Source organism: Clostridium estertheticum (assembly GCF_011065935.2).
GTDB lineage: Bacteria > Bacillota > Clostridia > Clostridiales > Clostridiaceae > Clostridium_AD > Clostridium_AD estertheticum_A.
The window spans coordinates 1,445,800-1,469,267 of sequence record NZ_JAAMNH020000001.1 but is presented as its reverse complement, the minus strand read 5'-3'; the positions used below and the strand labels follow the sequence as shown (position 1 = coordinate 1,469,267).

Sequence of the window (23,468 nt, the reverse complement as noted above, 5' to 3'; positions counted from 1 at the left end):
CGTTTCACTTTGATTATAGGATAGACTTTTATTGATTTTTAGTCAATACTTTTTTTTAGGTTTGCTTTTTGTGTGGATTTTCATTATTGTTTTATTTTCTATTTTTGAAAGAATTGCTTTAATTTCAGCTATGATTTCTTGAGTTTAATAAAAAAGAAGTAGCATAACCTTTATCTCTACTTCTTTTTTATATTTGTGCATTTTTACATATATTTATTATAATAAGATTAGTTATTAAGTATATCTTATATGATAAATATCAATTAATTATATAACAAAGCTTTTATGTCTTCATTATCTATGTTTTTCTTATCATACCAATGGAATCCAGTATCTATAGTTTTTTCTAACTTTTCGCCTTTGATTGCCTTTACAGCAGCTTCAACCGCTTTGAAACCAATACCAATCGGATCTTGTGTAATTGCACCTGCTTGAACTCCACTTTTAATGCCATCCATTTGAGGTTTACCAGAATCATAACCAACAATTACAACTTTATTTTCTTTCTTTAACTCTTTAACTGCATTCAAAACTCCCACTGCCGATCCTTCATTTGTTCCGAAAAATCCCTTTAAGTTTGGATGTGCTTGGAAAATTGTTTTTGCAAGATCTGTAGATTTAAGCTGGTCTCCATCACCGTATTGTATATCAACAATTTTAATATCAGGATATTTTGCTTTAATTTGATTTACAAATCCATCACGACGATCAACGCCTGTAGAACTTGTTTGACTATGAACAACCATAGCAATTTCACCTTTACCACCTATAAGTTCAGCCATTTTATCTGCTGCAACTGCTGATGCAGCTTTATTATCTGTAGCACAAGTTGTAACTGGAATTGTACTTTCTACGCCCGAATCAAAACCAATAACTGGAATGTTTTGTTCTTTTGCTTTCTCCAATAGTGGAATCAAAGCTTTACTGTCTAATGCAGCTAAACATATTGCGCTTGGTTTCTTTCCTAATGCCACCTGTAACATTTCTACTTGTTTATCAACCATAGTTTCTGTTTCTGGTCCCTCAAAAGTAATTTCCACATTGTATTGTTTTGCAGCCTTTTCAGCTCCTTGTTTTACAGCTTGCCAAAATTGATGTTGGAAGCCTTTTGAAATAACAGGAATATAAATTTTCTCAGTCTTTGCTGGTGTTTCTGAAGGTGTTGTTGTTGCCACCTCTGCTTGCTTTTGTCCACAGCCACTAAATATAGACGCCGCCATAACTAAACTTAAAGTAACAGAAAATAATTTCTTCATTTTTAATGTTCCCCCTTTAATTTTTAATATAATATATTACTCTGCCCTTTAGAATAAATCCCTCTAAGCAGTAGAAACCGGGTAGAAATAAGCTGTTAAATGTTTACATTTTATTTTCTTCGACGTTTAATGTCCATATAAACTGCCAAAATAACAATGCAACCAGTAATTACAGTTTGCCATTCCTGTGGAACAGACATTATTCTAAGCCCATTTGTAAGTACTGAGATAATAAATGCTCCAATTACTGTACCGAGTATAGTTCCTTCCCCACCACTAAGTGAAGTACCGCCTATAACTGCTGCTGCAATTGCATCCATTTCATAACCAGCTCCTAAAGCAGGTTGTGCTGAATTTAAACGAGCCGCCATTATAATTCCGGCTATTCCCGCAAAAATTCCACAAAGCGTATATATTATTATTTTCCATTTATCTACATTGATGCCAGATAATCTTGCTGCATCTTCATTGCTTCCAATTGCCACAGTATATCTACCAAGTACTGTTTTTGATAGGATTAAACTTGCTATTATAGCAACTACAAAGAATATTAAAACTGCATTTGGAATTCCAAAAACTGTCCCAGTAGAAATCTTTGTAAAAGCAGGTGTGTCATTAAAATATATTGGCCTTGCATTTGATAACACCAGTGAAAGACCCTTTGTTATCATCATCATGCCCAAAGTTGCAATAAAAGGTGGTATTTTTGCCTTCGCTATAGCTGTACCATTCAAGAACCCGCATAATCCACCAGCCGCTATGCCTCCTAGAACTCCTACAAAAATAGGAAGTTTCATATTAGTTATAAACAAACCAGCACAAACTGCTGAGAACGCCATTACCGTACCAATTGATAAATCAATACCACTAGTAATAACTACAAAAGTAATTCCAACAGCTAATATACCTGTAACTGCTGTTGCAAGCAGAATTCCAACTATATTATCAAACTTAGCAAAGTTTGGTGATACAACAGAAAATGCTATAAATATTGCAATTAAACTACCAAATGCCAGAAGCTTCTGTGTGGTAACGCCACCAGCTAGGATTTCTTTTCTAATAAATTTACTTTCAACTATTGTACTTTTCATATTTTAGCCCCCCTAGAGTCAATATTTTTTAAAACACTCAGCAGTGTTTTGTTACTCACGCTTTGTAGCATATTGCATAATAAGTTTTTGCGTAGCTTCTGCTGCAGTTAGCTCTCCTGTAATCCGCCCTTCACACATCACCATAATACGATGGCTCATACGCAATATTTCAGGTAACTCAGATGATATCATTATAATTGACTTGCCCTTAGCTACTAAGTCGTTAAGTAGCTTATAAATCTCGCTCTTTGCCCCTATATCAATACCACGGGTAGGTTCATCGAATATCAAAATTTCACTATCCCGGGTAAGCCACTTACCAATTACCACCTTTTGCTGATTTCCTCCGGATAAAAATTTTACTTTTTGCGAAATACTAGGTGTTTTAATCCCAAGATTTACAACCATTTCTTCTGCTATATCTTTAGTTTTAGAAGCATTTACCCAACCAAAAGGGCCTATAAATTTATTGAAAGTTGAAAGAACAATGTTAGATTCTACATCCATTCCAACAGTAAGACCATATCGTTTACGATCTTCTGAAAGATAACCTATTCCATGTTTAACTGCATCACCAGGTGACTTGATGTGAACTTTGTTACCTTTTATAAAAATTTCTCCTGACTCTATATTATCTGCGCCAAAAATCACACGTGCTACCTCTGTACGCCCAGACCCCATAAGACCTGAAAATCCTAATATTTCGCCTTTATTTAAATGAAAACTTACATTTTTAATCATACGACCTCTATTTAGATTTTTAACCTCTAATACAACTTCTGTACTACAATCACCTATGCAAGGTTTGACAGTATCATAAATTGCTCTACCTACCATCATATGAATAATTTGGTCTACAGTAACATCTTTCATTTTTACTGTATCTATATAACATCCATCACGCATAACAGTAACACGATCGCATATTTTTTTTAGTTCCTCCATTCGATGAGATATATATACAATTCCAACTCCACTATCACGGAGTTCATAAATCATGCGAAAGAGTTCTTCTATTTCTGAATCCGCCAAAGCTGCTGTTGGTTCGTCCATAATAATAACCTCTGCCTTAAAGGAAAGTGCCCTTGCAATTTCTACCATCTGTTGTTTTGCAACAGAAATATCTGCAACCTTCGTACGAGGATCTAAATCAAGATGCATTCGATCAAATAATTTCTGGGTCATTTCATTTATTCCCTTTTCATTTAATATGAACTTGGTTCCTTTTATGATTTCACGTCCTATGAAAATGTTTTGTGCTATAGTAAGATGTGGCATAAGATTCAATTCTTGATGAACAATTGCAATTCCTAACTCCTGCGCATCCTTTGGCCCCTGAATATCAACTTCCTTACCTTTATAAAAAATTGTACCATCATCTTTCCTATATACACCGGTCAAAATTTTCATCATGGTAGACTTACCCGCACCATTTTCTCCAAGCAATGCATGTACCTCTCCTGTTCGCAATTCAAATTTACATTGATTAAGTGCATGAACACCTGGAAAATATTTTTCTATCCCTTCCATTGAAACTATAACTTCACCCATGTAGTATCGCCTCCAATCTATTACAAGTTTTTATCTACTTCTAAAAACGTTTTCATCTAATATATACCTTGTACTTGCTTATATATTATCATCCAATCAATTTATTTATAATACAAAAATCAACTGAATTTTTAGAATATTCAACTATGTTGTAAATTTGTTAATAAATTCAAAAAAATAAAAGCTCCCTACAGGGAGCTAATTTCAATTTACAAAAGGAAAAAGTAACTTTTGATTTTCTGGCGTATACATGTTTTTTTTATCTATTACTTTTGAACCCGTATCCACATTTTTAGGAACCGACTTTTCATTTAAAACTTCTAAAACACTTTTCACCCCTAAATAGCCCATATTAAAGGGATTTTGTACTATTGTTGCTTGTATTACATCCGCTTCCATAAAGTCAATCTCTTCGTGAGTGCTGTCAAATCCAATCACTTTAACTTTTCCTTGCAAATTCATATTTTGTATCGCATCCGCTACCCCCATTGCAGCAGGACCATTCAGCGCTACTATTGCATCAATTTTATCATATTTTTTTATAACCATTTTTGTTTGCTCTCTTGCAATTTCTGCTTCTGAATAGCAATATTGTATATCCAATACCTTAATACCAGGATGTTTATTTATTACTTCAAAAAGACCTTTCTCCCTTTGGTTTGCAGTGGCTGTGCCTTTTACAAAACTCATAACTACTACATTACACTGTTCTCCAGCTATCTCTAAAAGCTTTTGTCCTGCTAGATTTCCTGCCTCCTTATTATCTGTTGCAATAAAGCTTGATATTTTAGAAGAATTGAGTTCTGAATCGATAATTACTACAGGTATCCCTTTGTCAATTGCTTTTTCTGTTACAGGGACAAGTTTTTCGTAATCACAGGCGGCAAGAACAATTGCGTCTACTTTTTTATTAATTACACGATTTACTTGTTCAATTTGCCCGTCTGCATCTTTTTCATTTGGCGGACAAGTAAACTCCACATTTACATCGAATTCCTTTGCAGCAGCTTCTGCTCCAAGCATTACAGTTTTCCAAAAATCGTTACCCTTAGTTTTTACAATCACTGCAATAGTTTTTTTCTTCTCCACGGTTGCTATATCTGTACTTACACACCCTACACTAAAAAACAAAACAAGAAATGTTTCTATTAATAAAATTATCTTAAACATGTATTTCAAGTTTTAGCCGCCTTCCTACTCTCCTATAAAAGGGAGCCATATTTTCACTGTAGTTCCCTCATCTACTTCACTGCTTATTTCCAGACCATACTCTAGTCCAAAATACAACTGGATTCTTTCATGAACATTTTTTACTCCTATACCTGAATGTCCCTCTACCTTTTGTTCCTTACGAAGTAATTTAGAAACCTTTTCTAGAGACATTCCAATTCCATTATCACTCACTGAAAGGCATATTTTATTTTCTATAACTTGTCCACTAATTCTAATATTTCCCTTATCCACCATTCGTTTTATGCCATGATTAATTGCATTTTCAATAATAGGCTGCAATATAATCTTTAATGTTTTATTTTGTAAGACAGATGCTGACATTTCTTCGATAATAAAATCAAATTTATCCCCATATCTAATTTGTTGTATGATTAAATAGCTCCTTGCATGTTGTAATTCCCCCTTAATATCAATAATATCTCCGTCCCTACTAATACTAATTCTAAAAAGATTAGCTAAGGCAGTAACCATTTTTATAACTCCTTCTTTTTCATTATTCTCTGCCATCCATACAATTGAATCCAAGGTGTTATATAGAAAATGAGGATTAATTTGAGCCTGCAATGCTTTTATTTCACTCTTTCTTTTTTCTTCCTGCTCATCAACAATTTGTTCCATAAGATCTCTGATTCGAAAAATCATTAAATTAAAGGTTTTCGATAGTTGCTTTACTTCCCTTTCTCCTTCTACCTCTGAATAAATATTAAGCTCGCCCTTTTCCACCCTGCTCATAAGTTTTTCAAGTTTCTTAATAGGACTAGAAATTCTTGCTGATATTAATATTGAAATAAAGCAAACACTAAAGATGCTCACAATCAATATAATGATAAAATAGGAATAAATGTCTTTTTTTGTTGTTATTATATCATTATAATAACTTATTCCAACTAGCTTCCATTCAGTGTATTTTACATTCTTTATACTCACAACAGCTTGCTCACCATTATAATTTTCAATGTAATTTCCTTCTTTATGATTCACTGCAAATTCTATGTTTTCTTTTTTAAGCCCAGCATAAATCATCTGCTGTTGAGGATGATATATTAGGTTACCATCCTTATCTATAATATACATATAGCCTCTTTTTCCAAGACTTACTTTGTGGCACAATTCATCACTTGCACTAAAATTCATATTTACAAGTAAAATACCTTTTTCAATAATACCTTTATAAATAACGTTTGTTTGTCTAGTTAGTGAAACTACCCATAAATGCTGTCCTGCAAATAAATTTTCCACATGTGGATATGAAAAATGAAACTGCTCCGGTTTCAGCTTCTCTTCTTTAAACCATTGTTCTTCTTGAACATTCAAACCTTTTTTTAACTTTCCACTAGAAGAAGTAGTTACCAGTTCTCCATTTTTAGAAAAAACCGCTAAAGTAACAATATCATTTCTTAGCTTTGTAGCCATTTTCAATACCTTGCTTATATCATTTCCCCTATTATATGCACTGTTATTTAATTCTGTATTTACTAAATTTGATACTTCATTCATTCCCTTAACGTAATATCCTAAATTTATATTTACCTGATCCATAATTTGAGAAGTACTTATAGCTGCATTTGTTTTTGTAGTCTGATAAAATTTATTGTAAAGGGTTATACTCATCAAAACCATTCCAGTCACAGTAATTAAAATAAAAGAAACCGTAATAATAGATTGTATACTGTTCACTTGAAATGCATTTCTAATCATTCTTACTATACTAGTAAACTTTTTTTTGATTTTTACATTCAAGCTTCGCAACTCCTTACTTTTGAAAACTTTTTCTAACTTCATTCGGTGAACTTTTAAAATACTTTTTAAAACAATGGCTAAAGTAATACTGATCAGATATCCCTACTTTTTCAGCTATCTGAAAATTTTTATAATTTGTAGAACATAAAATATTCTTGGCAGTTTCCATCCTGATTTGTAATAGATAATTTACAAATGTTTCGCCAACTTCATTTTTGAAGATAGTTCCAAGATAATTAGGACTAACATGAATAAAACTACTGACCTTATTTAAACTAAGTTCGCTATCTGTATAATTTTCCCTTATATACTCTTGTGCCTTATCTACAAGTATTTTTGCTGATTTTTCCCTTTTGCCTCCAATTGATTGCATAAGCTTTATACAGACCAACTCAAACCATTCTTTCACCTCACCTATTGTGTTAAATTTAAATATTTCAACAAAAATATTATAATTTGGTTCCAAAATTGACGAAAAATTTAGTGCAAGATCTTTTGACATCTTTGTGATTGCCGCGAGAATCTCTAAAAGATATATTTGGTAATCACTAAAAGAGGCTTTCACTTCTGTAATATCTTCAAATAAAATTTCAAGTGCACTATAAATATCTTCTTCCGTGCCAAATTTAATACTCGATAACAACATGTGTTCTTTATCATCATCAAAAACCATCTTTTTAGTCTTTTGTGGTTCTAAATCGTCAATGTAGATTAATTTATTATTCCCAGCAACAAATCTATACTCTAATGCAGCCAACCCACCAAAAAAAGACTCATCTATATTTTCAATACTTGTACACAAACTTCCTATTCCAATAGTAACTGTAAATTGCATATATTTTTCTATGCATTGCCTTGCTTCTTCTAGAGCCATAAATATTTTACTTACCATATATTCTTTGTTTTTTTCATCATTCTTCATTATAGCGATAATATAATCATAATGTGAGAATACAATCCCCAAGGAGTGCTTTAAAATCACCTCTTCAATTATATTAAATACACCGTATCTATTAAGTTCTGCCTCTTCTTGGCTAAAATTGTTATCATTAAACATATTTTTATCAATACTAACCACTGCACATGCAAACACTTCACCCAATAGGTCTATATTATAATAAAGGGCTTTGTTTAAAATACCTTCTTTGGGTTGCTTGCCAACCACAAGCGAACTCAAAAAGTTTCCTTTCATCACTGGTAAACTTTTTAAGTAATGTTCCTTTAATTCTTGTAGGTTTTCTTTTTTAAAAATTTCTTCATCTATTTGTACTTTGATTTTTACTAATGTTTTGATTAGCTCTTCTGATGAAATCGGTTTCAGTACATATTCTGCTACATTGAGTTCTATGGCCTGTTGTGCATATTTAAAATCATCAAACCCTGAGAGAATAACTATTTTTATCATTGGATATTTTTCTGTTACAATTTTTGATAGCTCCAGCCCATTCATAAAAGGCATATCTATATCTGTAATAATCACATCAGGATTCGTACAATCGATTACATCTATTGCATCTCTTCCATTCTCAGCCTCCCCGACAACACAAAACCCATACTTTTCCCATTCTATCTTTTTAATTATATTTTTTCTTAATATCAATTCATCTTCAATAATAATAAGCTTATACATGGTGTCCCCCTTTTATTGAAACGATTCATTTTATCTATAAACAATATATTATTTTTGCAATTTAATCATATCATAGGATAGAAAAAATGGATAGTGATATAAATATTGATTTTTCTTGCAATTCTTAACTATAAATGTATGCTGTTAGCATATGTTCTATTTAATAGTACATTAGGACATAGAGGTAGTGGTAACCCCTCTATAATAAGATGTGCTTTTATTGGTGGTGGAGATTAGGAAAAACTGTATAGTGAGATATCTAAGTTTGAAAAGCTGAATAATGTAAAAGTAGAAATAACCTTTAAATCAAATCATTTTGAATTAGATAAGAAACTTCGAATGGATTTTGAAGCAGGCACTGTAGCTTATGATATAATATCAAATCATTCCAGCTATTTCACACAATATATACCCTATCTAGAACCTTTAGATAAATAATTAGGAAAAAATATAATAAAGATCTGAAGGTGCCCGAAAATTGGGTTGATTTCGTTGACGTGGCTAAATTCTTTACGAAAGGAGAATCTCTTTATGGAACCGTATTTGCTGGAAAAGAAGAAGCTTTAACAGGAAGGTTTTATGAAATCTTAACCTCACTAGGTGGTAACTTTATATCAGCTAATAGCAAAAGTGATTTCAATAGCGAAAAGGGGGTTGAGGCAGTTTCAATTTTAAAGGAATTATATGGGTCCAACTCTATGCCCAAAGACATGATAAATTATCTTTGGGATGATGTTGCCCATAATTTTGTAGATGGACGCATTGCTTTTTATTTAGACTATTATAATTGGTATACATATAGCTGAATGGATACCTGCTTCTAACCTGCTTTTCCCCAAAATTCAATCTGTTATGTTTGGTGAAATAGACGCTAAGGAAGCCCTTGATGATGCAGCTATAGAAATAGATAAATTATTTGGAAAAACCAGTAGTAAATAATTATCAAATCTCCAATTTAAAAGGTGATAAGTTAGACGATAAATCTCCTCTTGCCACCTTTATATCTAATTATTCAAAATCAATTCCCACTATTTTTGAAGCTAGCTAACCAATAATGACTTTGCAACTTCAGCAGCTGTTGCAGCATCGGCTGTATAATGATCTGCTCCTATTTCTTTAGCAAAATTAGTTGTAATTGGAGCTCCACCTATCATGAATATGTATTTATCTCTAATTCCACGTTTAGTAAATTCGTCAATTACATCTTTCATGGAGGGCATTGTTGTTGTCAAAAGAGCTGATAAACAAACTATTTGTGCTCCTACCTCTTCAGCTTTATCTGCGAAGGCTTCTGGTGAAACATCTACCCCAATATCATAGACTTCTATACCACAACCTTTAAGCATCATTCTAACAAGGTTTTTACCTATATCATGCAAATCTCCTTTAACAGTTCCTATAACAGCAACGCCTATTGCTTTAACTCCAGCCGCTGTAAGAATTGGTTCAAGGATTTGCATTCCAGCATTCATAGCTCGAGCAGCAATTAACATTTCTGGAACATAAATTTCATTATTTTTAAATTTGATTCCAACTTCACCCATAGCTGATATTAGCCCTTCATTTAATATTTGCTCAGCATCAATTTTTTCTTCAAGAGCTATATTAACCAATTCTTTAACTTTTTTAGCATTGCCCTTTTGTACAAATAATGAAAGTTCTTTTAAATCCATATATAATTCCTCCCTAAACTTTTATATTTTATTATCATAATACAAATATAAACCTTTTCATAACTTCTGTATTGTAAAAAAGCATACTTTTTAGTAATATTTTATTAAATTTTAATTTTTATAACTTCCGTATTCTGATGCCATTCTTATCATTGTCTCAGCCGCATCAAAAGTTGCATTTGCTGGATATTCGCAACCTGTTGCAAGTATAAATCCTCCATCTTTTTTAAAGGCATCTATTACTTTCCTACATTCTGCCTCTATTTCTTCTGTTGAAGCACTTATTAGCCAAGTTGGAGAAATATTTCCAATTAAAGTTGTTTTATCTCCATACTTTGATTTTATATCTTCGAAAGAAGTACAATCATCTGGTATGTGAAGGAAGGATATGGCTTCTGGCTTCATTGCTTCTATTTGAACATCAAAATAGATTCCATTACCACAGTTATGAATCATAACCATGCAGCCGCGAGCGTGAACATGTTCTGCTAATTTTCTAACAAGTGGTCCTTCTGTTTGAACCCACATTTTCTTACTCATTATGGACTGAGATGCAAACAATGTGTCAAACATTATAGCGTGTACTCCTGTATCTATAAGTGCATCTACATAATCAAATAAAGTATCTGTTATGGCATCTAGAGGAGCTATAAGAGCTTCTGGTTCTTCTAGAATATCCATGAATAAATCCTGTTCGCCCCTTAGCATTCCAAGTATTCCAAGTGGACCAAATACAAAAGCTACAATTGGGACTTCTTGTGCCTTGGCTTTAACCAAAAGGTCACAAAGTTTTATATGCTCGCTCATTCTTGGAGTTTCCTTTGGATTTAATTTCTTAACAAGTGAATAGTCTTCTATAGACTTTATAAATCTATCTTTAAAATCAGGATGTGCTGCTTCACTTTCAGGATAAATAATTTTTTGCCCAAAGTCTGCTGCTTCCACTGAAAGATCTGTTAAAGTGACGATAACGTCTAAGCCAAATTGTTCTGTTACCTTAATATATGCATCCGCAGTAACCTGTGCATTATTTGCCCAAGTTTTATAGTCAGCACCTACCAGTCTTCTTGAAGCACCATTTAGTAATGGATAAACTGGTACCCTGTCAGCTTCCTTATGTTGTAATGATAATCCTACTCTTTCTATTGGTTTCATAATTTATACCTCCAACCATATTCTATTCTTTTATTTTTGCCTCCATTTTCTCTAGTAACCCGTTATATTACTTTATGTTATTCTGTAAGTTGGATTAGGCTTTCCTGGCTTAAAGCACTCCATGGTTAAATCTAGAATCTTCATATCCTCTGTGAAAGCTGCTTTTAAAAATATTTTTTCTGCTAAAGTTTGTATCAACTAATTCACTACCTTGGTCATTAGTAACTATACCCACTTTTTTCCCTGAACTGATAAGATATTTTGCTATACTTAGTATAGAAGTTGTCTTACCTGCACCTAAAAATCCGCCTACAACAATTAATTCAGCACTCACCATTCTCACTCTCCCACTCAACTTGAATTCATATATATATATTCCTCCTAAACTCTTATTATTGAATACTATGCTACAAATATAAACCTTTTCATAACTTCTGTATTGTAATAAAACTATACTTTTTAGTAATATTTTATTGTGATGTAATCAAAGGTAAGGGCTATATCACTTAATGTAATCTTTAAATCCGTCAAATATTTTTTACTTTCTTCCACTCTCACCATATTTAGATAGTCAATAAAACTTATGCCCATTTATTTTTTTGAAAAATCTACTAAAATAGGATGGGTTTTCATAAATATCCCTGAAGATATTTAAAAATACTGCGATTGTTTTTGTAACTTAATCATATCATAGCATTGAAAAATGGATAGTGATATAAGTACTGAAGCATCTATTTCAACGCTAACACTCTCCTAACCAAAAAAAAATCTAGGTACCAAACCTAGAATTCAATTTAGAAATAACTATTAAGTTTAATATTATAATATATGTTTTATTTCTCCCCCAGTATCAAAGGAAGTGCATCCATCAAATTTTTATATTGAGAATGAACTAATGGCTTAACACCACTTGATTCTATGTTTCCTCCATCAACTCCAATTGCTGCAAAACCAGCAAGTCTAATTGATACAATACCTGCTGAGGAGTCTTCTATTCCGATAACCTTATGTCTTCTAGCAGGGCTTATTCCAAGTCCTACTCTGGCAGTCTCCGCATAAAGCCATGGGTGGGGCTTAGGAGCAAGCTCTCCTAAGGTCCCTGTTTGCCCTTTTCTTATTGCACTTCCGGCAGTTATTATAGCATCATAAAAATCTAAAGGGTCTCCCATTTTTAGTGTTTTAAATGCCGATAATATTTCTGGCCATGCCTTTTCATAAAGACCTGAGGTTACAAGCCCTATTTTTATTTTATGTTCTTTTAATGTGTATAAAAATTCCTTTAAGTCTGGACTTGGAGTGAAGGCTCCTTCCCTTCCTCGTCCTGCCATAATCTGATTCATCTCATAACTGGTTATTTCATAATAATAATTTCTTGCTTGTTCAACACTCTTACTAGGACAATATGTGTCTATACAATATTGTAGATGCTCAGATACTGAATGTCCTGATACAAAAGGCTCATCAACTGTCTGAAGTTTAAATTTTGGTTTTCCCATAAGCCTAGCAATGGTTTGTTCAATAATCCACATCCAAAAGGCTTCACTATGAACACTAGTACCATCTAAATCCATAAGTACTGCTTCTGCAGGGCCTTCAAAACTAACCTCTTTAACTGGATAGATTGCTGGATATCCCATGGCAGATTTTATATAGGAAAGGGTTTTGTCAGAATATACTATGAATTCTACCTTCTTATCAGTAGGCGTTAATATTCTTTTTACTCCACCTTCTCCTACTTTAAAGATACCTTCTCCCCCTATCTTCAAATCTATAAAGCTACCTGCTTCAATACTACCTAGTCCAGGTATTATTTCTTTTACCATAATTGACTTTCCTCCAATGCTTTTAAAATACCATCTCTATTGTTACTATTTTATTTGGCTCTGCTATAATTTTAACCGTATGATTATTTTCAACTACTAAAGCTTCAAGTCTTTCTTCATTTAAATTTACTAAGTGTGCTTCTTTAATTGAAGCATAAATATTTACTCTTCCTTCAATAGTTCTTTCAGAAGGGTTAAATACTCTTAAAATAAAGGCGTCACTATCCTCAGCTTTTTTAAAGGTTGAAAGTACTAAAGCTTCATTATCAATACTGAAGAAGCTACATTCGAGTGGAAGCTCTCCACCTTCATTCCTTGAGGTTTGAATTAGTTTTATTGGAACATTCAAGCTTTCAGCTTCACTATACACAGCAGCAGACTCCCAATTTCCTTCATGTGGGTAAATAGAATATTCATATTCCAAAATACCCAGACTTTGTCCACCTTTCTGCTGTGGAAATGCTCCTGCAGAACGCATTTCCGTACATATTATATTTCTCACACCTCTTAGCAAAGTAAGAGCTAGGGTACTCTTTTCATTATCTATTACTTGATATTCAATGAGACAATTATTAACTACTGCCAAACCATTTTCCCCATTACTTACATCTACAAAGGTTTGTTGTGGAAGTGTCTCCATTTCAGGATAATACTCTCCATTTCTATCCAAAGCAGGTGTCACTGGTCTTCTGTCTACTGTGAAGTGACCTGCTGCATCTATATATTTAGTCTTTATACCTGTGTCAAACATAACTCTTAATCTATGATCTTCAATGGTATTGTCTACTTTAAGCCTTACATCAACCTTTTTTGAATTCTTCTTTAGTGTATAATAGCTTGTCATACTAACTACCTTTTCTTCATCACTTCTTTTACTTTCACCTTTTACACCATTTTCATGTCTAAAAGCATAAGCAGGTAAAGTCATCTTAACCTCTGATGCAATTGTCGCTGATAATAATCCATTATCCTCAAGCCAAATCCTTGCATTACACCCTTCACTGGAATAAGTTTTATTGTGATATGGAGGATAGTAAATCCAGTAATCTCCGCAATCTCCTGTATCTTCAAAATAATTTAAATTATTATAAATTTTATTATTATTTTTATCTAAAATATTTATTGTTCCATTATTTTGTACAGTAACCTTTAAATTTTCGTTTTCTAATATATTCGAAGCCTTACCTATCCCCTCACCTCTGCTGATTCTAGTATCTGGCCAAAACACTGCTTTTCTGTTAAAGTTTTTCTTCGGCACAACCTTTAAAACTTTATAGCCTCCTGCGGGTATATCCTCTGCATTCATATAAACACAGTGCCTGTCTATATAAAATGGCCATGGTCTTGCATGAAGGTCATTTACAGGAACAATTTCTTCTTTTCTGGAAATAAGCTGCTTATCAATATTTTTACCCATGGAGTCTATAATATCAAAATCCCATATATTCATATCTTGAGGAGTATCAATATATACCTTTACGACTTCATTTCTTTTAACTGGTGATGGATTAACAGCTATTAATACTATATCCTGGAGATCAAAGGAGCTTGTATCTATTTTCTTAATAATCTCTGCACAGACAGTATTAGTTATTACCTCGCTTATTTCCAATGCTTGATTCAGCATATACATCACATCATCTACAGTTTTATCCTGTGTTACTCCATTTATAGAATCATGAGGGTGTGACAGCATTATATATTTAATTGCTATATCTAAAAAATTTGAATCATACTTTTTACCAAGCATATGACTAGTTACTGATAATGGTTCAGCATATTTAACAAGCGCATTATGCAGTTTTTTGTTCAACATCTTGATGTTTGGTCTTGTCATTAGTGCATTTGCTGAACATGAGTTTGATGGGCCATCTCTAAGTTCTCCTTTTACAATCTTAAGCCTATCATAATCCACCAGTTCCTTAAGCTTATCAGTATATTCTTCCATAGTTGAAAGAATAAATTCCGTATCTTCAAATACCTCATTGGCCTTTTTTATAATTTCAGTGAGCATAGGCTGCGCTGTAGTAGAATCAGAGCCATTCATAATAACTCTATGTGATTTTACAGTAGTTTCTTCAGTAGCCTTCATTGCAATTTCCACAGCCTCTTTAAGAAATTCAGGATTATATTTTTCTGTGCTGGTAAGCTTTAAATAATCCTGATAGAAATTCTTTTCATCTGCCTGATGATACATAACTCCTGCATTTTCTACGCCAAGCTTATAGTCATCAGATAAAAAGTCCACACCATTCATTATCTTCAAATATGAATTCATAAAAAAGTTAGCTCTACCATGCTGTCCAAGTCTTGTGGAAAGTATTCTAGTTCCATCTGCCCCTTCCCACAAAAATTCACTTTCTGGAGCACGTTCTTTAGATACATTCTTTGCTACTATTGCTACATCTAGCCCAAAATTTTTATATATTTGAGGAAACTGTGATATCTGTCCCCAACCAAAGGATTCATAAGCTACATTTAAACATTTACCAAGACTTTTTGCACATCTAGTTCCCTTTAAAAGATTTCTAACAAGCCATTCTCCATCTAATGGATAAAGGTCAGGCAGAGTATACCATGGACCTACCTGTAGCTTTCCCTCTTTTATATACTTTTCAATTTTTTCTCTGTTTTCTGGTCTTACTTGTAAATAATCTTCTATAACAACTGTTTGCCCATCCAGTAAAAAGGATTTATAATTTGGGTTAGTATCCAATATATCAAGAAGCTCTTCCATAAGGTTGACTAAATACATCCTGTTTTCCCATAATGGGTAACGCCACTCCCTGTCCCAGTGTGTGTGAGTTACTACATAAGCTTTGTTTATCTTATCCATGTTTATTTATGCCTCCTATATCAAATAGAACTATATTTTATTGTAACCTCCATACTCATGGGCTGTCTTATACATTGCTAAGGCGTTCTCTGGCGGAATTGCATCTACCAAAATATTACATGTACTTAGAATAAAACCCCCACCCGGTGCTGCAATATCAATTGTCTTTTTTACTATGTCCTGAACCTCTTCTGGAGGTGCAAATGACATTACATAGTCCAGATCTATATTACCCATAATGCAAATTTTATCTCCATATTCTTTTTTGATTTTTGCAATATCCATGCCTGCCGATGGCTGAATTGACTGTAAACCATCAAAGCCCGCCTCTACTATATCATCCACAACCTTCATAATATTACCATCAGTATGAAGGAACACTGGAACATCTTTATATTTCTTTATTTCTCTAATTGCATGCTTGTATAGTGGGAAGGCTATTCTTCTCATTAACTCAGGATTAAAGAAAGTACCCAAATTGAAGGCCATATCATCAGCAATAAGAATTGCGTCGGCCTTTTTATCAATGAACAGTTTGGCCTTGGCAATCTCATACTCCATGATTTTCTCTCCGAGAGTAATGATCTCATCCGTATTTGTCAAGCAGTACACAAGATAGTCTTCCATACCTATCATTTCGTTTATCATGCTGATAGGTCCTCCTATTTGGGCCATAATAAACATGTCGGTATTGGATGCATATTCCTCTATAATCTTGCCTGTACACTTTTTAATATCAGGAACAAGGTATTTATCTACATCCTCAATATCATCAAAGGGAGGTTTTACAACGTGTTTGCTTTTGCCATTGAATATATACTCTTCGCCGTATACGCTTCTAAACTTCTTATATCCTTTCTCGTCGACACCTATTTCCTCACAGGGCCATTCTCCAAGATTTATAATATCTATATTAAGAAGGTCCCTTACTTCTAGATCCCTTTGCATATGAAAGTAGTCAAGTGGATATTCCTTACCTAGAAGCTTGTTTGCCAGAACCGGATCTATGTATAATTCTCCTTTTGGAACTCTGTCAGGCTCCATATGTCGTATTGTAGTAAAAACTCTTTCTTTTTTATTCATCTTTTATCTATCTCCAATCCAACTCAAACCATCTACATTCCATTGGTTCAAGAGTAATATTCATCTTGTTACCGTCTCCACAGTATACTTGGGTTTCCTGTTTTTCATAAGAATTATTTAAAATTGCATACTTCCTTGCTTTGAGGTATGCATGGCATTCAGTATTTATATTTGAGCAATGCCACTTTTTCATATCATCCTCTTTCCCAGCCGTCCAATAAATAGTTCTAAGAAGAAGGCGGTTGTTTTCCGTTCCATACTCAAACCCTGAAAAATATGTTGAACGGCCTTTGCCGTATGTATTTACAGCAACCTGAACATAATCTCCGTTCATGGAAAGTATTTTTCCATCTTTTCCATTTCCATATACCCACATTATTTCTTCACCGAAGTTGATTTTATCTGTAACATCTTCCATTATAAAATGCTCCTCAGTACTCAACTGGGCATATCTAGGATAATTAAGGTAATATCCTGATTCTCTCTCCACTCCAAGTATGTCAGATAATTGGAAGTACCTTCCTTGGTGCTGACACGCAGTGGGCTCACCAATACCAATAAATCCTCCACCGTTATTAACCCATTCCCTTATTCTCGAAACTACTGTCTCATCCATCCAGTTTGTCCCACCGCTCCATGCAGTATTAGCAGCACCTACATTGATTATTACTCCAATATCTTCAGGTATACCATTTTCTTTTATATCATCAAAACTTATATATTCCACTTCAAAGGGCATGCCGCATAAGGTTTCTTCCACCTGTCCGGTTGAATATATTGCTTTATAGCCTGAAGCGCGACCTGCACAGCCTGCATACCAGGAGCGCAGTTTACCCCAGCAGTTTAATACTGCCACCTTGAAGGGTGGGCTGTACGGTTTGTCTCCATTTATATTTGAGTAGATTTCCCTAAACTCATCACATATACTGCCTACTCTTTCTATAAATTCCGGAAATTTTAGAGCAAGTGACGGATAACCACCATATCCCATCCTGTCCACAGGCTTTCTCGCAATAGCCCTTCTTCCTGCCATCCAAGAAAAGTTAAGTTCCTTTAAAGGATTGCCACCTTCAAAGAATACATCTGGAAAGAAGTAAGGCATAAATCTAGCTTCTGTATATTTAAGCCCTGGTATTTCAGAAATCATCCTTATTTGTGCTCCATAGGAAACTGATCCAACCACTCCATCAAGACCTATTTTTTCAAAATGCTTACCAAAGGGTTCAGTACCTATCCAATTGTCACCAAGGAACATGATAGCTTCCCTGCCATGTTTGTGAGCAATATCAACGCATTCTTTTGCTGTAACTGCCACAAAACTCTGTATATAATCCATATAATCAAGAAATTGCCTTGATGGAATCCTGAAGGGATTATTATAATATCCTTCATCAATAATATCTTCAGGTCTCAGCTTATAGCCTTTTGATTTTTCAAATTCTTCCATCGTTAAAGGACTTACACTTGAACCATAGCCAAACCAGTCAAAAAACTTAGGCATACCCAGCTGATTGTAAATAAGTGTAAAATGATAGAAAAAGGTTGTAAATCTTACTACATCAGTATCTGGGTGTTCCTTAAGCCAACGCTCAAGGTATTCCAACATATTTTTTCTAGTTTCCGGATGGCAGACATCACTTGACACTTCATGAGGTCTGTCTCCCCAATTGTTTGTAATATGGTTGAACATTTGTGTAGGATCCCAGATCATGTATACAAGGAAGCCTACAGTATAGTTATGATACTTTTCAGTACTGCTAATTCTTACCTTTCCTGTTGCACTATGAAACTCCCAGCATGAAGGATCGATAATTTTCCCTGTTGTTCGATCTATTACCTCCCACCAGCTTTTGGGATCATGCACAGTGTCAATTTCAAATTGCTGGTCAAAATACCCTGCCATTATATCTATCTCTAGAATATCTAATATGGCAGTATTGTATTCCGACATAAGATATAACTCCTGAGCTTGGTCTTTATGCTGCCTTGCCCAAACTTGATCACCCCTTGTAGGGAAAAATGTAGAATACACTTTTTCAGCCAATTTCTTAATTTCATCGGGAAGCTTTGTGCCATCGCAATCTCTCACTGCATCGCAACCCCATTTTTCATAAAGCATTGCAATTTCTTTGTCTATACCGCTCTCTGTAGGTAGAGTAATTTGGCCTTTTAATTTCGGCAAATTTTCTTTCAATCATCTCATCCTTTCAAATAGTCTTATTTATTATTAAAATAATCTGAATAACTTCATGGTAGCATGATACTTGTATGAGGAAAACAATTATAAAAGAACAATTCTATAAATTTTAAAGAAAGTAAACTACAAAATTAATACTTTTCTTCGAAATATAGACCAAATAAAAATTCAATGCTAAATTAATACTAAATTAATAAAACCTTGAAACAAAAATTTCAGTTCCAAGGTTTTTATTACTTTGTAAATTTTATTTTTGTATTAATGAAGTTGCTATATCATTACTTATTATGCCTTCTCCACGTGGTACTACTGGCTTTCCCCGTATTTTATTTCTATGGAATGCAACTTACTTAACAGAAAATTTATATATAGTACTATGTTCATACTTCTGCTTTGCTTTAAGTATTGGTGAAGAAAAATTCTTGTGTTTAACCGAATTAGGAAAATACTGTGTTTCTAGACATAGCGCACCGTTTTTTATGTATTTAGCACCCCCTTTTCCTAGTTCTAAACCATCAAGAAAATTTGCTGAATAAAACTGCACTCCAGGTTTAGTTGTATAAACTTCCATGACACGCCCACTTTTCTCATCATAAACTTCAGCTGCCTTTACAAGTTTTTTACCACTATTATTAATTATCCAGTTATGATCATAACCACTCCCAAACACAATTTGTTCATAGCTACTTGAAATATTTTCTCCTATATAGGTAAGTTTTCGAAAATCCATTGGAGTATTGTTCACTTCAGCTATTTCACCAGTGGGGATAGAATATTTATCATTGATAGTAAATTTATCAGCATTAATCATAATTTTATGCTTTAAAATATCTCCTGACCCTTGTCCTGAAAGATTGAAATACGAATGATTAGTAATGTTCACTATAGTATCCTTGTCCGAAATAGCATAATACTCTATTTTCAATTCATTGTCTTCTGTAACGGTATACTTAACTCTTATATTAAGATTTCCAGGGTATCCTTCCTCTCCATCTATACTAAGGTAAGAAAATTCAATACTACTATTGGATTCTTTCTTTTGTGATTTTTCTTCCCAAACTACTTTGTCAAATCCCACTAATCCACCATGTAAATGATTTTCGCCATCATTTTTAGCTACATTATACTGGATTCCATTGAGCTCAAAACTTGAATTTTCGATTCTGTTAGCAAATCGCCCTATTGTTGCTCCAAAAAAGTATTTATACTTTAAGTAATCTTCCAATTTGTCGTACCCTAAAACTACATCATTAAACTCACCTTTATTATCTAGGACCTTTAGAGATACTAACGTAGATCCATAGTTAGTAATTTCTGCAACCATACCCTTTGAGTTTTTAATAGTGAAAAAATATACTGCCTTTCCATCTACAGTTCCAAAATCCTTTTTTATACTCATAATTCACCCACCATTCATTTTAATTTATTTTACCTTATTTAAATTAATAAATTCAGGCTTTAATGCTCCATATAGTTGTTTATAGATATCATGATATTTACTATACAATTTACTATTTTCTTTAATTGGTTTTTGAGAAGTAACCTTATGAATAATAGTATCACAAGCCTCCATTACAGATGGATAAACTCCCAGACCTACTAAAGCTAAAATTGCTACTCCTAGAGCAGGTCCTTCGCTAGAGTTAATAGTAACTACTTCAGAATTGAACATATCCGCTTGAATCTGTCTCCAAACTTCGCTTTTACCGCCACCGCCAGAAGCCCTTACTTCATTAACTGTTATACCCATTTCGTTAATTATATCCATACAATCCTTAAGGCTATAGCCTACCCCCTCCATAACAGATCTGAGCATATCATTTTTGTTATGCCTTGCAGTAAGACCAAAAAAAACCCCTCTTGCATAAGGGTCTAAATGTGGGGTTCTTTCTCCCATAAGGTAAGGTAAATACATTAAACCATCACAACCTGGTTTTACAGATTTAGCCTCGCAGTTTAGCTCCTGATATACATCAACACCTGATGAAGCTGAATTTTGGTTTTCCAGAACACACAAATTATCTTTAAACCATTTTAAAGACAATCCCGCTGCTTGAGTAACTCCCATTATGTGCCAAGCACCTGGTACCGCATGACAGAAGGTATGAACTCTACCTTTTTTATCTATAGTAATTTTATCAGTATGTGCAAATACTACCCCTGAGGTTCCTATTGTAGAAGAAACTACTCCTGGTCTTACAATGCCATTTCCTATGGCTCCAGCAGCTTGATCTCCTGCTCCCCCAACTACCTTAGTCCCTTCTTTAAGCCCTGTAAGTTTTGCAGCAGTTTTATTAACTGTTCCAGTAACTTCTTGTGATTCATAAACTTTCCCAAGTAAGTCTTTATTAATATGAAGTTTTTCTAATACTTCATCACTCCAATTTCTGTTAGGAACATCTAAAAGCTGCATTCCACTGGCATCTGATACTTCTGTACAAAATTCCCCAGTAAGCATAAATCTTATATAATCCTTTGGCAAAAGTATTTTATAAGTTTTTTCATAAAGTTCTGGTTCATGTTTTTTAACCCACATAATTTTAGATGCAGTAAAACCTGTTAATGCTGGGTTAGCTGTTATTTCAATTAATCTTTCAGCGCCCACTGCATTTGTTATTTCGTAGCATTCTTCAGAAGTTCTTTGATCACACCATATTATTGAAGGTCTTAAAACCAGTCCTTCTTTATCAATCATAACCAAACCATGCATCTGCCCTGATAAACCTATTCCTTTAATATCTTCAATGTTTACTCCACTTTCTTGTATTGCTGAACTTATTGTAACTACTACAGCTTCCCACCAATCTTCAGGTTTTTGTTCAGCCCATCCGATTTTGGGTTGATACAAAGGATAATCCTTGAACGCACTTGAAATATCTACACCTTTTTCATCAAACAATATAGTTTTTGTTCCGGTAGTTCCTATATCTATCCCTAAAACATAGGTCATTTAATCTCCTCCTAAATGATCTTTTCATTTATTGAAAATAATTTTTGTAAAGGTAGTAGCGCTGCACCTAAAATCGAAGAATCTTTTTTAAGTTTAGATGTAAATATTTTCAGATTAGTATCATCATAAAAGCTGTTTTCCACAAATATTTTTTCTTTTAAATCTTTAAGATAGTACTCTGAAAAATCACTTATTTCTCCACCTAAAACCACATAATGTGGATCAAGAATTAACAAAATATTTTGAATTCCTATAGCAAGAAAACTTAAATATTTTTCAAGTGCTAACATTGCAAGGTCTTCCTTTTGTTCCACTCTAGAGAAAAACTCATTTAAGGTGCTTACAGGCTTTGAGTTTTTATAATTATAATCTTCCATTAAAGATTTTATAGATGCATATTGCTCAAGGCATCCTTTTCTACCACAATTACAAAGTTTTCCATTAGGTACAATGGTCATATGTCCCAGTTCTCCAGCTCGTTTATTTTTCCCTTTGTATAGGCAATCTTGAATTACTATACCAGCTCCTATACCTTCATTAATAGAAAGATAAACTAAGTTTCTCATTTTTTTAGCAATACCTAGATTTAACTCACCAAAAGCGGCTGAATTAGCTTCATTCTCTATATATATAGGAAACTGTAACAGCTGAAAAAATCTTTTAAAGCTAACATTTTTCATACCTATATTTGGTGCTAACTCAAGAATTAAGCTTTCTTCATTAACTGTACCTGGAAGTGAAAAACCTATCCCAAGGATATCCTTATGACTAATTTTTTCTTCCCCTACCACATTATTAGTAATTTCATGAATTTTCTCAATAATGTCATCAATATTTTTAAAATCTGAAACTTTAAAACTAGCATCAAATTTTATTTCAGCATCAAGATTAATTAAAACAATTCTCACATTATTTAATGTGAATTCTACTCCAAACGAATACTTAGAGTCAGGTAAAAATCTAACAATAATAGGTTTTCTTCCACCTGTTGATCCTTCAACTCCTGCCTCTTCAACTAAACCTTCTTTTAGTAGCTCATTGATATTTGCAATTACGGTAGGAATACTTACCCCAATTTCTTTTGAAATATTTTGTTTTGTATACTCCCTTTTTTCAGCAATAAGATTAAGTATTTTCTTTCTATTTGAATTTTTTATTGATTCTTGATCTATATTACTTTTACTATTTAACATAATATTCACCACGTATCCTAATATTTAGAGCAGCAGTAATATACCGCTGCTCTATAA

Annotated in this window: 18 protein-coding genes; 2 read left to right on the top strand and 16 right to left on the bottom strand. The window is 33.4% G+C overall.

What is annotated here, in order from left to right; translation table 11 throughout:
• Nucleotides 1-263: 263 nt before the first annotated feature.
• From G9F72_RS06765 to G9F72_RS06740, 6 genes are all read right to left on the bottom strand, one after another.
• Nucleotides 264-1,256, bottom strand: a complete 993-nt coding sequence (locus G9F72_RS06765; protein ID WP_164956578.1) for an ABC transporter substrate-binding protein — start codon at nt 1,254-1,256, stop codon at nt 264-266.
• Nucleotides 1,257-1,366: 110 nt separating this feature from the next.
• Nucleotides 1,367-2,347 carry an ABC transporter permease gene (locus tag G9F72_RS06760; RefSeq protein ID WP_164956577.1) on the bottom strand — a complete coding sequence of 327 codons (981 nt, stop codon included), beginning with the start codon at nt 2,345-2,347 and terminating at the stop codon, nt 1,367-1,369.
• 51 nt (nt 2,348-2,398) lie between these two features.
• Nucleotides 2,399-3,898: a sugar ABC transporter ATP-binding protein gene (locus tag G9F72_RS06755; protein WP_164956576.1), complete on the bottom strand. Its 1,500-nt coding sequence runs from the start codon at nt 3,896-3,898 to the stop codon at nt 2,399-2,401.
• Nucleotides 3,899-4,102: 204 nt separating this feature from the next.
• Complete coding sequence (locus G9F72_RS06750; protein ID WP_224676274.1) at nt 4,103-5,068, bottom strand: substrate-binding domain-containing protein; 966 nt, start codon at nt 5,066-5,068, stop codon at nt 4,103-4,105.
• A 24-nt stretch (nt 5,069-5,092) separates the two neighbouring features.
• Complete coding sequence (locus G9F72_RS06745) at nt 5,093-6,871, bottom strand: sensor histidine kinase (protein WP_164956574.1); 1,779 nt, start codon at nt 6,869-6,871, stop codon at nt 5,093-5,095.
• 13 nt (nt 6,872-6,884) lie between these two features.
• A complete protein-coding gene (locus G9F72_RS06740) occupies nt 6,885-8,501 on the bottom strand; it encodes a response regulator (protein WP_164956573.1) in 1,617 nt (538 codons plus the stop codon).
• A 467-nt stretch (nt 8,502-8,968) separates the two neighbouring features.
• Between G9F72_RS06740 and G9F72_RS06735 the strand changes: the two genes are divergently transcribed.
• Entirely contained in the window at nt 8,969-9,307 is a 339-nt protein-coding gene (locus G9F72_RS06735; protein ID WP_164956572.1) for a hypothetical protein, read from the top strand.
• A gap of 110 nt (nt 9,308-9,417) precedes the next feature.
• Entirely contained in the window at nt 9,418-9,549 is a 132-nt protein-coding gene (locus tag G9F72_RS26940; RefSeq protein WP_263486785.1) for a hypothetical protein, read from the top strand.
• On the opposite strand, the gene G9F72_RS06730 is transcribed toward G9F72_RS26940, so the two are convergent.
• From G9F72_RS06730 to G9F72_RS06685, 10 genes are all read right to left on the bottom strand, one after another.
• Nucleotides 9,542-10,174: a corrinoid protein gene (locus tag G9F72_RS06730; RefSeq protein WP_164956571.1), complete on the bottom strand. Its 633-nt coding sequence runs from the start codon at nt 10,172-10,174 to the stop codon at nt 9,542-9,544. The genes G9F72_RS26940 and G9F72_RS06730 overlap by 8 nt on opposite strands.
• A gap of 111 nt (nt 10,175-10,285) precedes the next feature.
• The gene (locus G9F72_RS06725) at nt 10,286-11,329 is read right to left on the bottom strand and encodes a uroporphyrinogen decarboxylase family protein (RefSeq protein ID WP_164956570.1); all 1,044 of its coding nucleotides are present in this window, start codon (nt 11,327-11,329) and stop codon (nt 10,286-10,288) included.
• A 109-nt stretch (nt 11,330-11,438) separates the two neighbouring features.
• Complete coding sequence (locus tag G9F72_RS06720; protein WP_187356043.1) at nt 11,439-11,666, bottom strand: GTP-binding protein; 228 nt, start codon at nt 11,664-11,666, stop codon at nt 11,439-11,441.
• 496 nt (nt 11,667-12,162) lie between these two features.
• The gene (locus tag G9F72_RS06715) at nt 12,163-13,152 is read right to left on the bottom strand and encodes an HAD family hydrolase (RefSeq protein ID WP_164956569.1); all 990 of its coding nucleotides are present in this window, start codon (nt 13,150-13,152) and stop codon (nt 12,163-12,165) included.
• Nucleotides 13,153-13,174: 22 nt separating this feature from the next.
• Nucleotides 13,175-15,988: an alpha-mannosidase gene (locus G9F72_RS06710; protein ID WP_164956568.1), complete on the bottom strand. Its 2,814-nt coding sequence runs from the start codon at nt 15,986-15,988 to the stop codon at nt 13,175-13,177.
• 30 nt (nt 15,989-16,018) lie between these two features.
• On the bottom strand, nt 16,019-17,071 hold the full coding sequence (locus G9F72_RS06705; protein WP_164956567.1) for a uroporphyrinogen decarboxylase family protein: 1,053 nt from the start codon (nt 17,069-17,071) through the stop codon (nt 16,019-16,021).
• Nucleotides 17,072-17,078: 7 nt separating this feature from the next.
• Nucleotides 17,079-19,253, bottom strand: coding sequence for a 1,3-beta-galactosyl-N-acetylhexosamine phosphorylase (gnpA, locus tag G9F72_RS06700; RefSeq protein ID WP_164956791.1), 2,175 nt, complete (start codon nt 19,251-19,253; stop codon nt 17,079-17,081).
• Nucleotides 19,254-19,614: 361 nt separating this feature from the next.
• The gene (locus G9F72_RS06695) at nt 19,615-20,667 is read right to left on the bottom strand and encodes an aldose epimerase family protein (RefSeq protein ID WP_164956566.1); all 1,053 of its coding nucleotides are present in this window, start codon (nt 20,665-20,667) and stop codon (nt 19,615-19,617) included.
• A 24-nt stretch (nt 20,668-20,691) separates the two neighbouring features.
• Nucleotides 20,692-22,218: a xylulokinase gene (gene xylB / locus G9F72_RS06690; protein WP_164956565.1), complete on the bottom strand. Its 1,527-nt coding sequence runs from the start codon at nt 22,216-22,218 to the stop codon at nt 20,692-20,694.
• Nucleotides 22,219-22,229: 11 nt separating this feature from the next.
• Nucleotides 22,230-23,411: an ROK family transcriptional regulator gene (locus tag G9F72_RS06685; protein ID WP_164956564.1), complete on the bottom strand. Its 1,182-nt coding sequence runs from the start codon at nt 23,409-23,411 to the stop codon at nt 22,230-22,232.
• Nucleotides 23,412-23,468 lie beyond the last annotated feature (57 nt).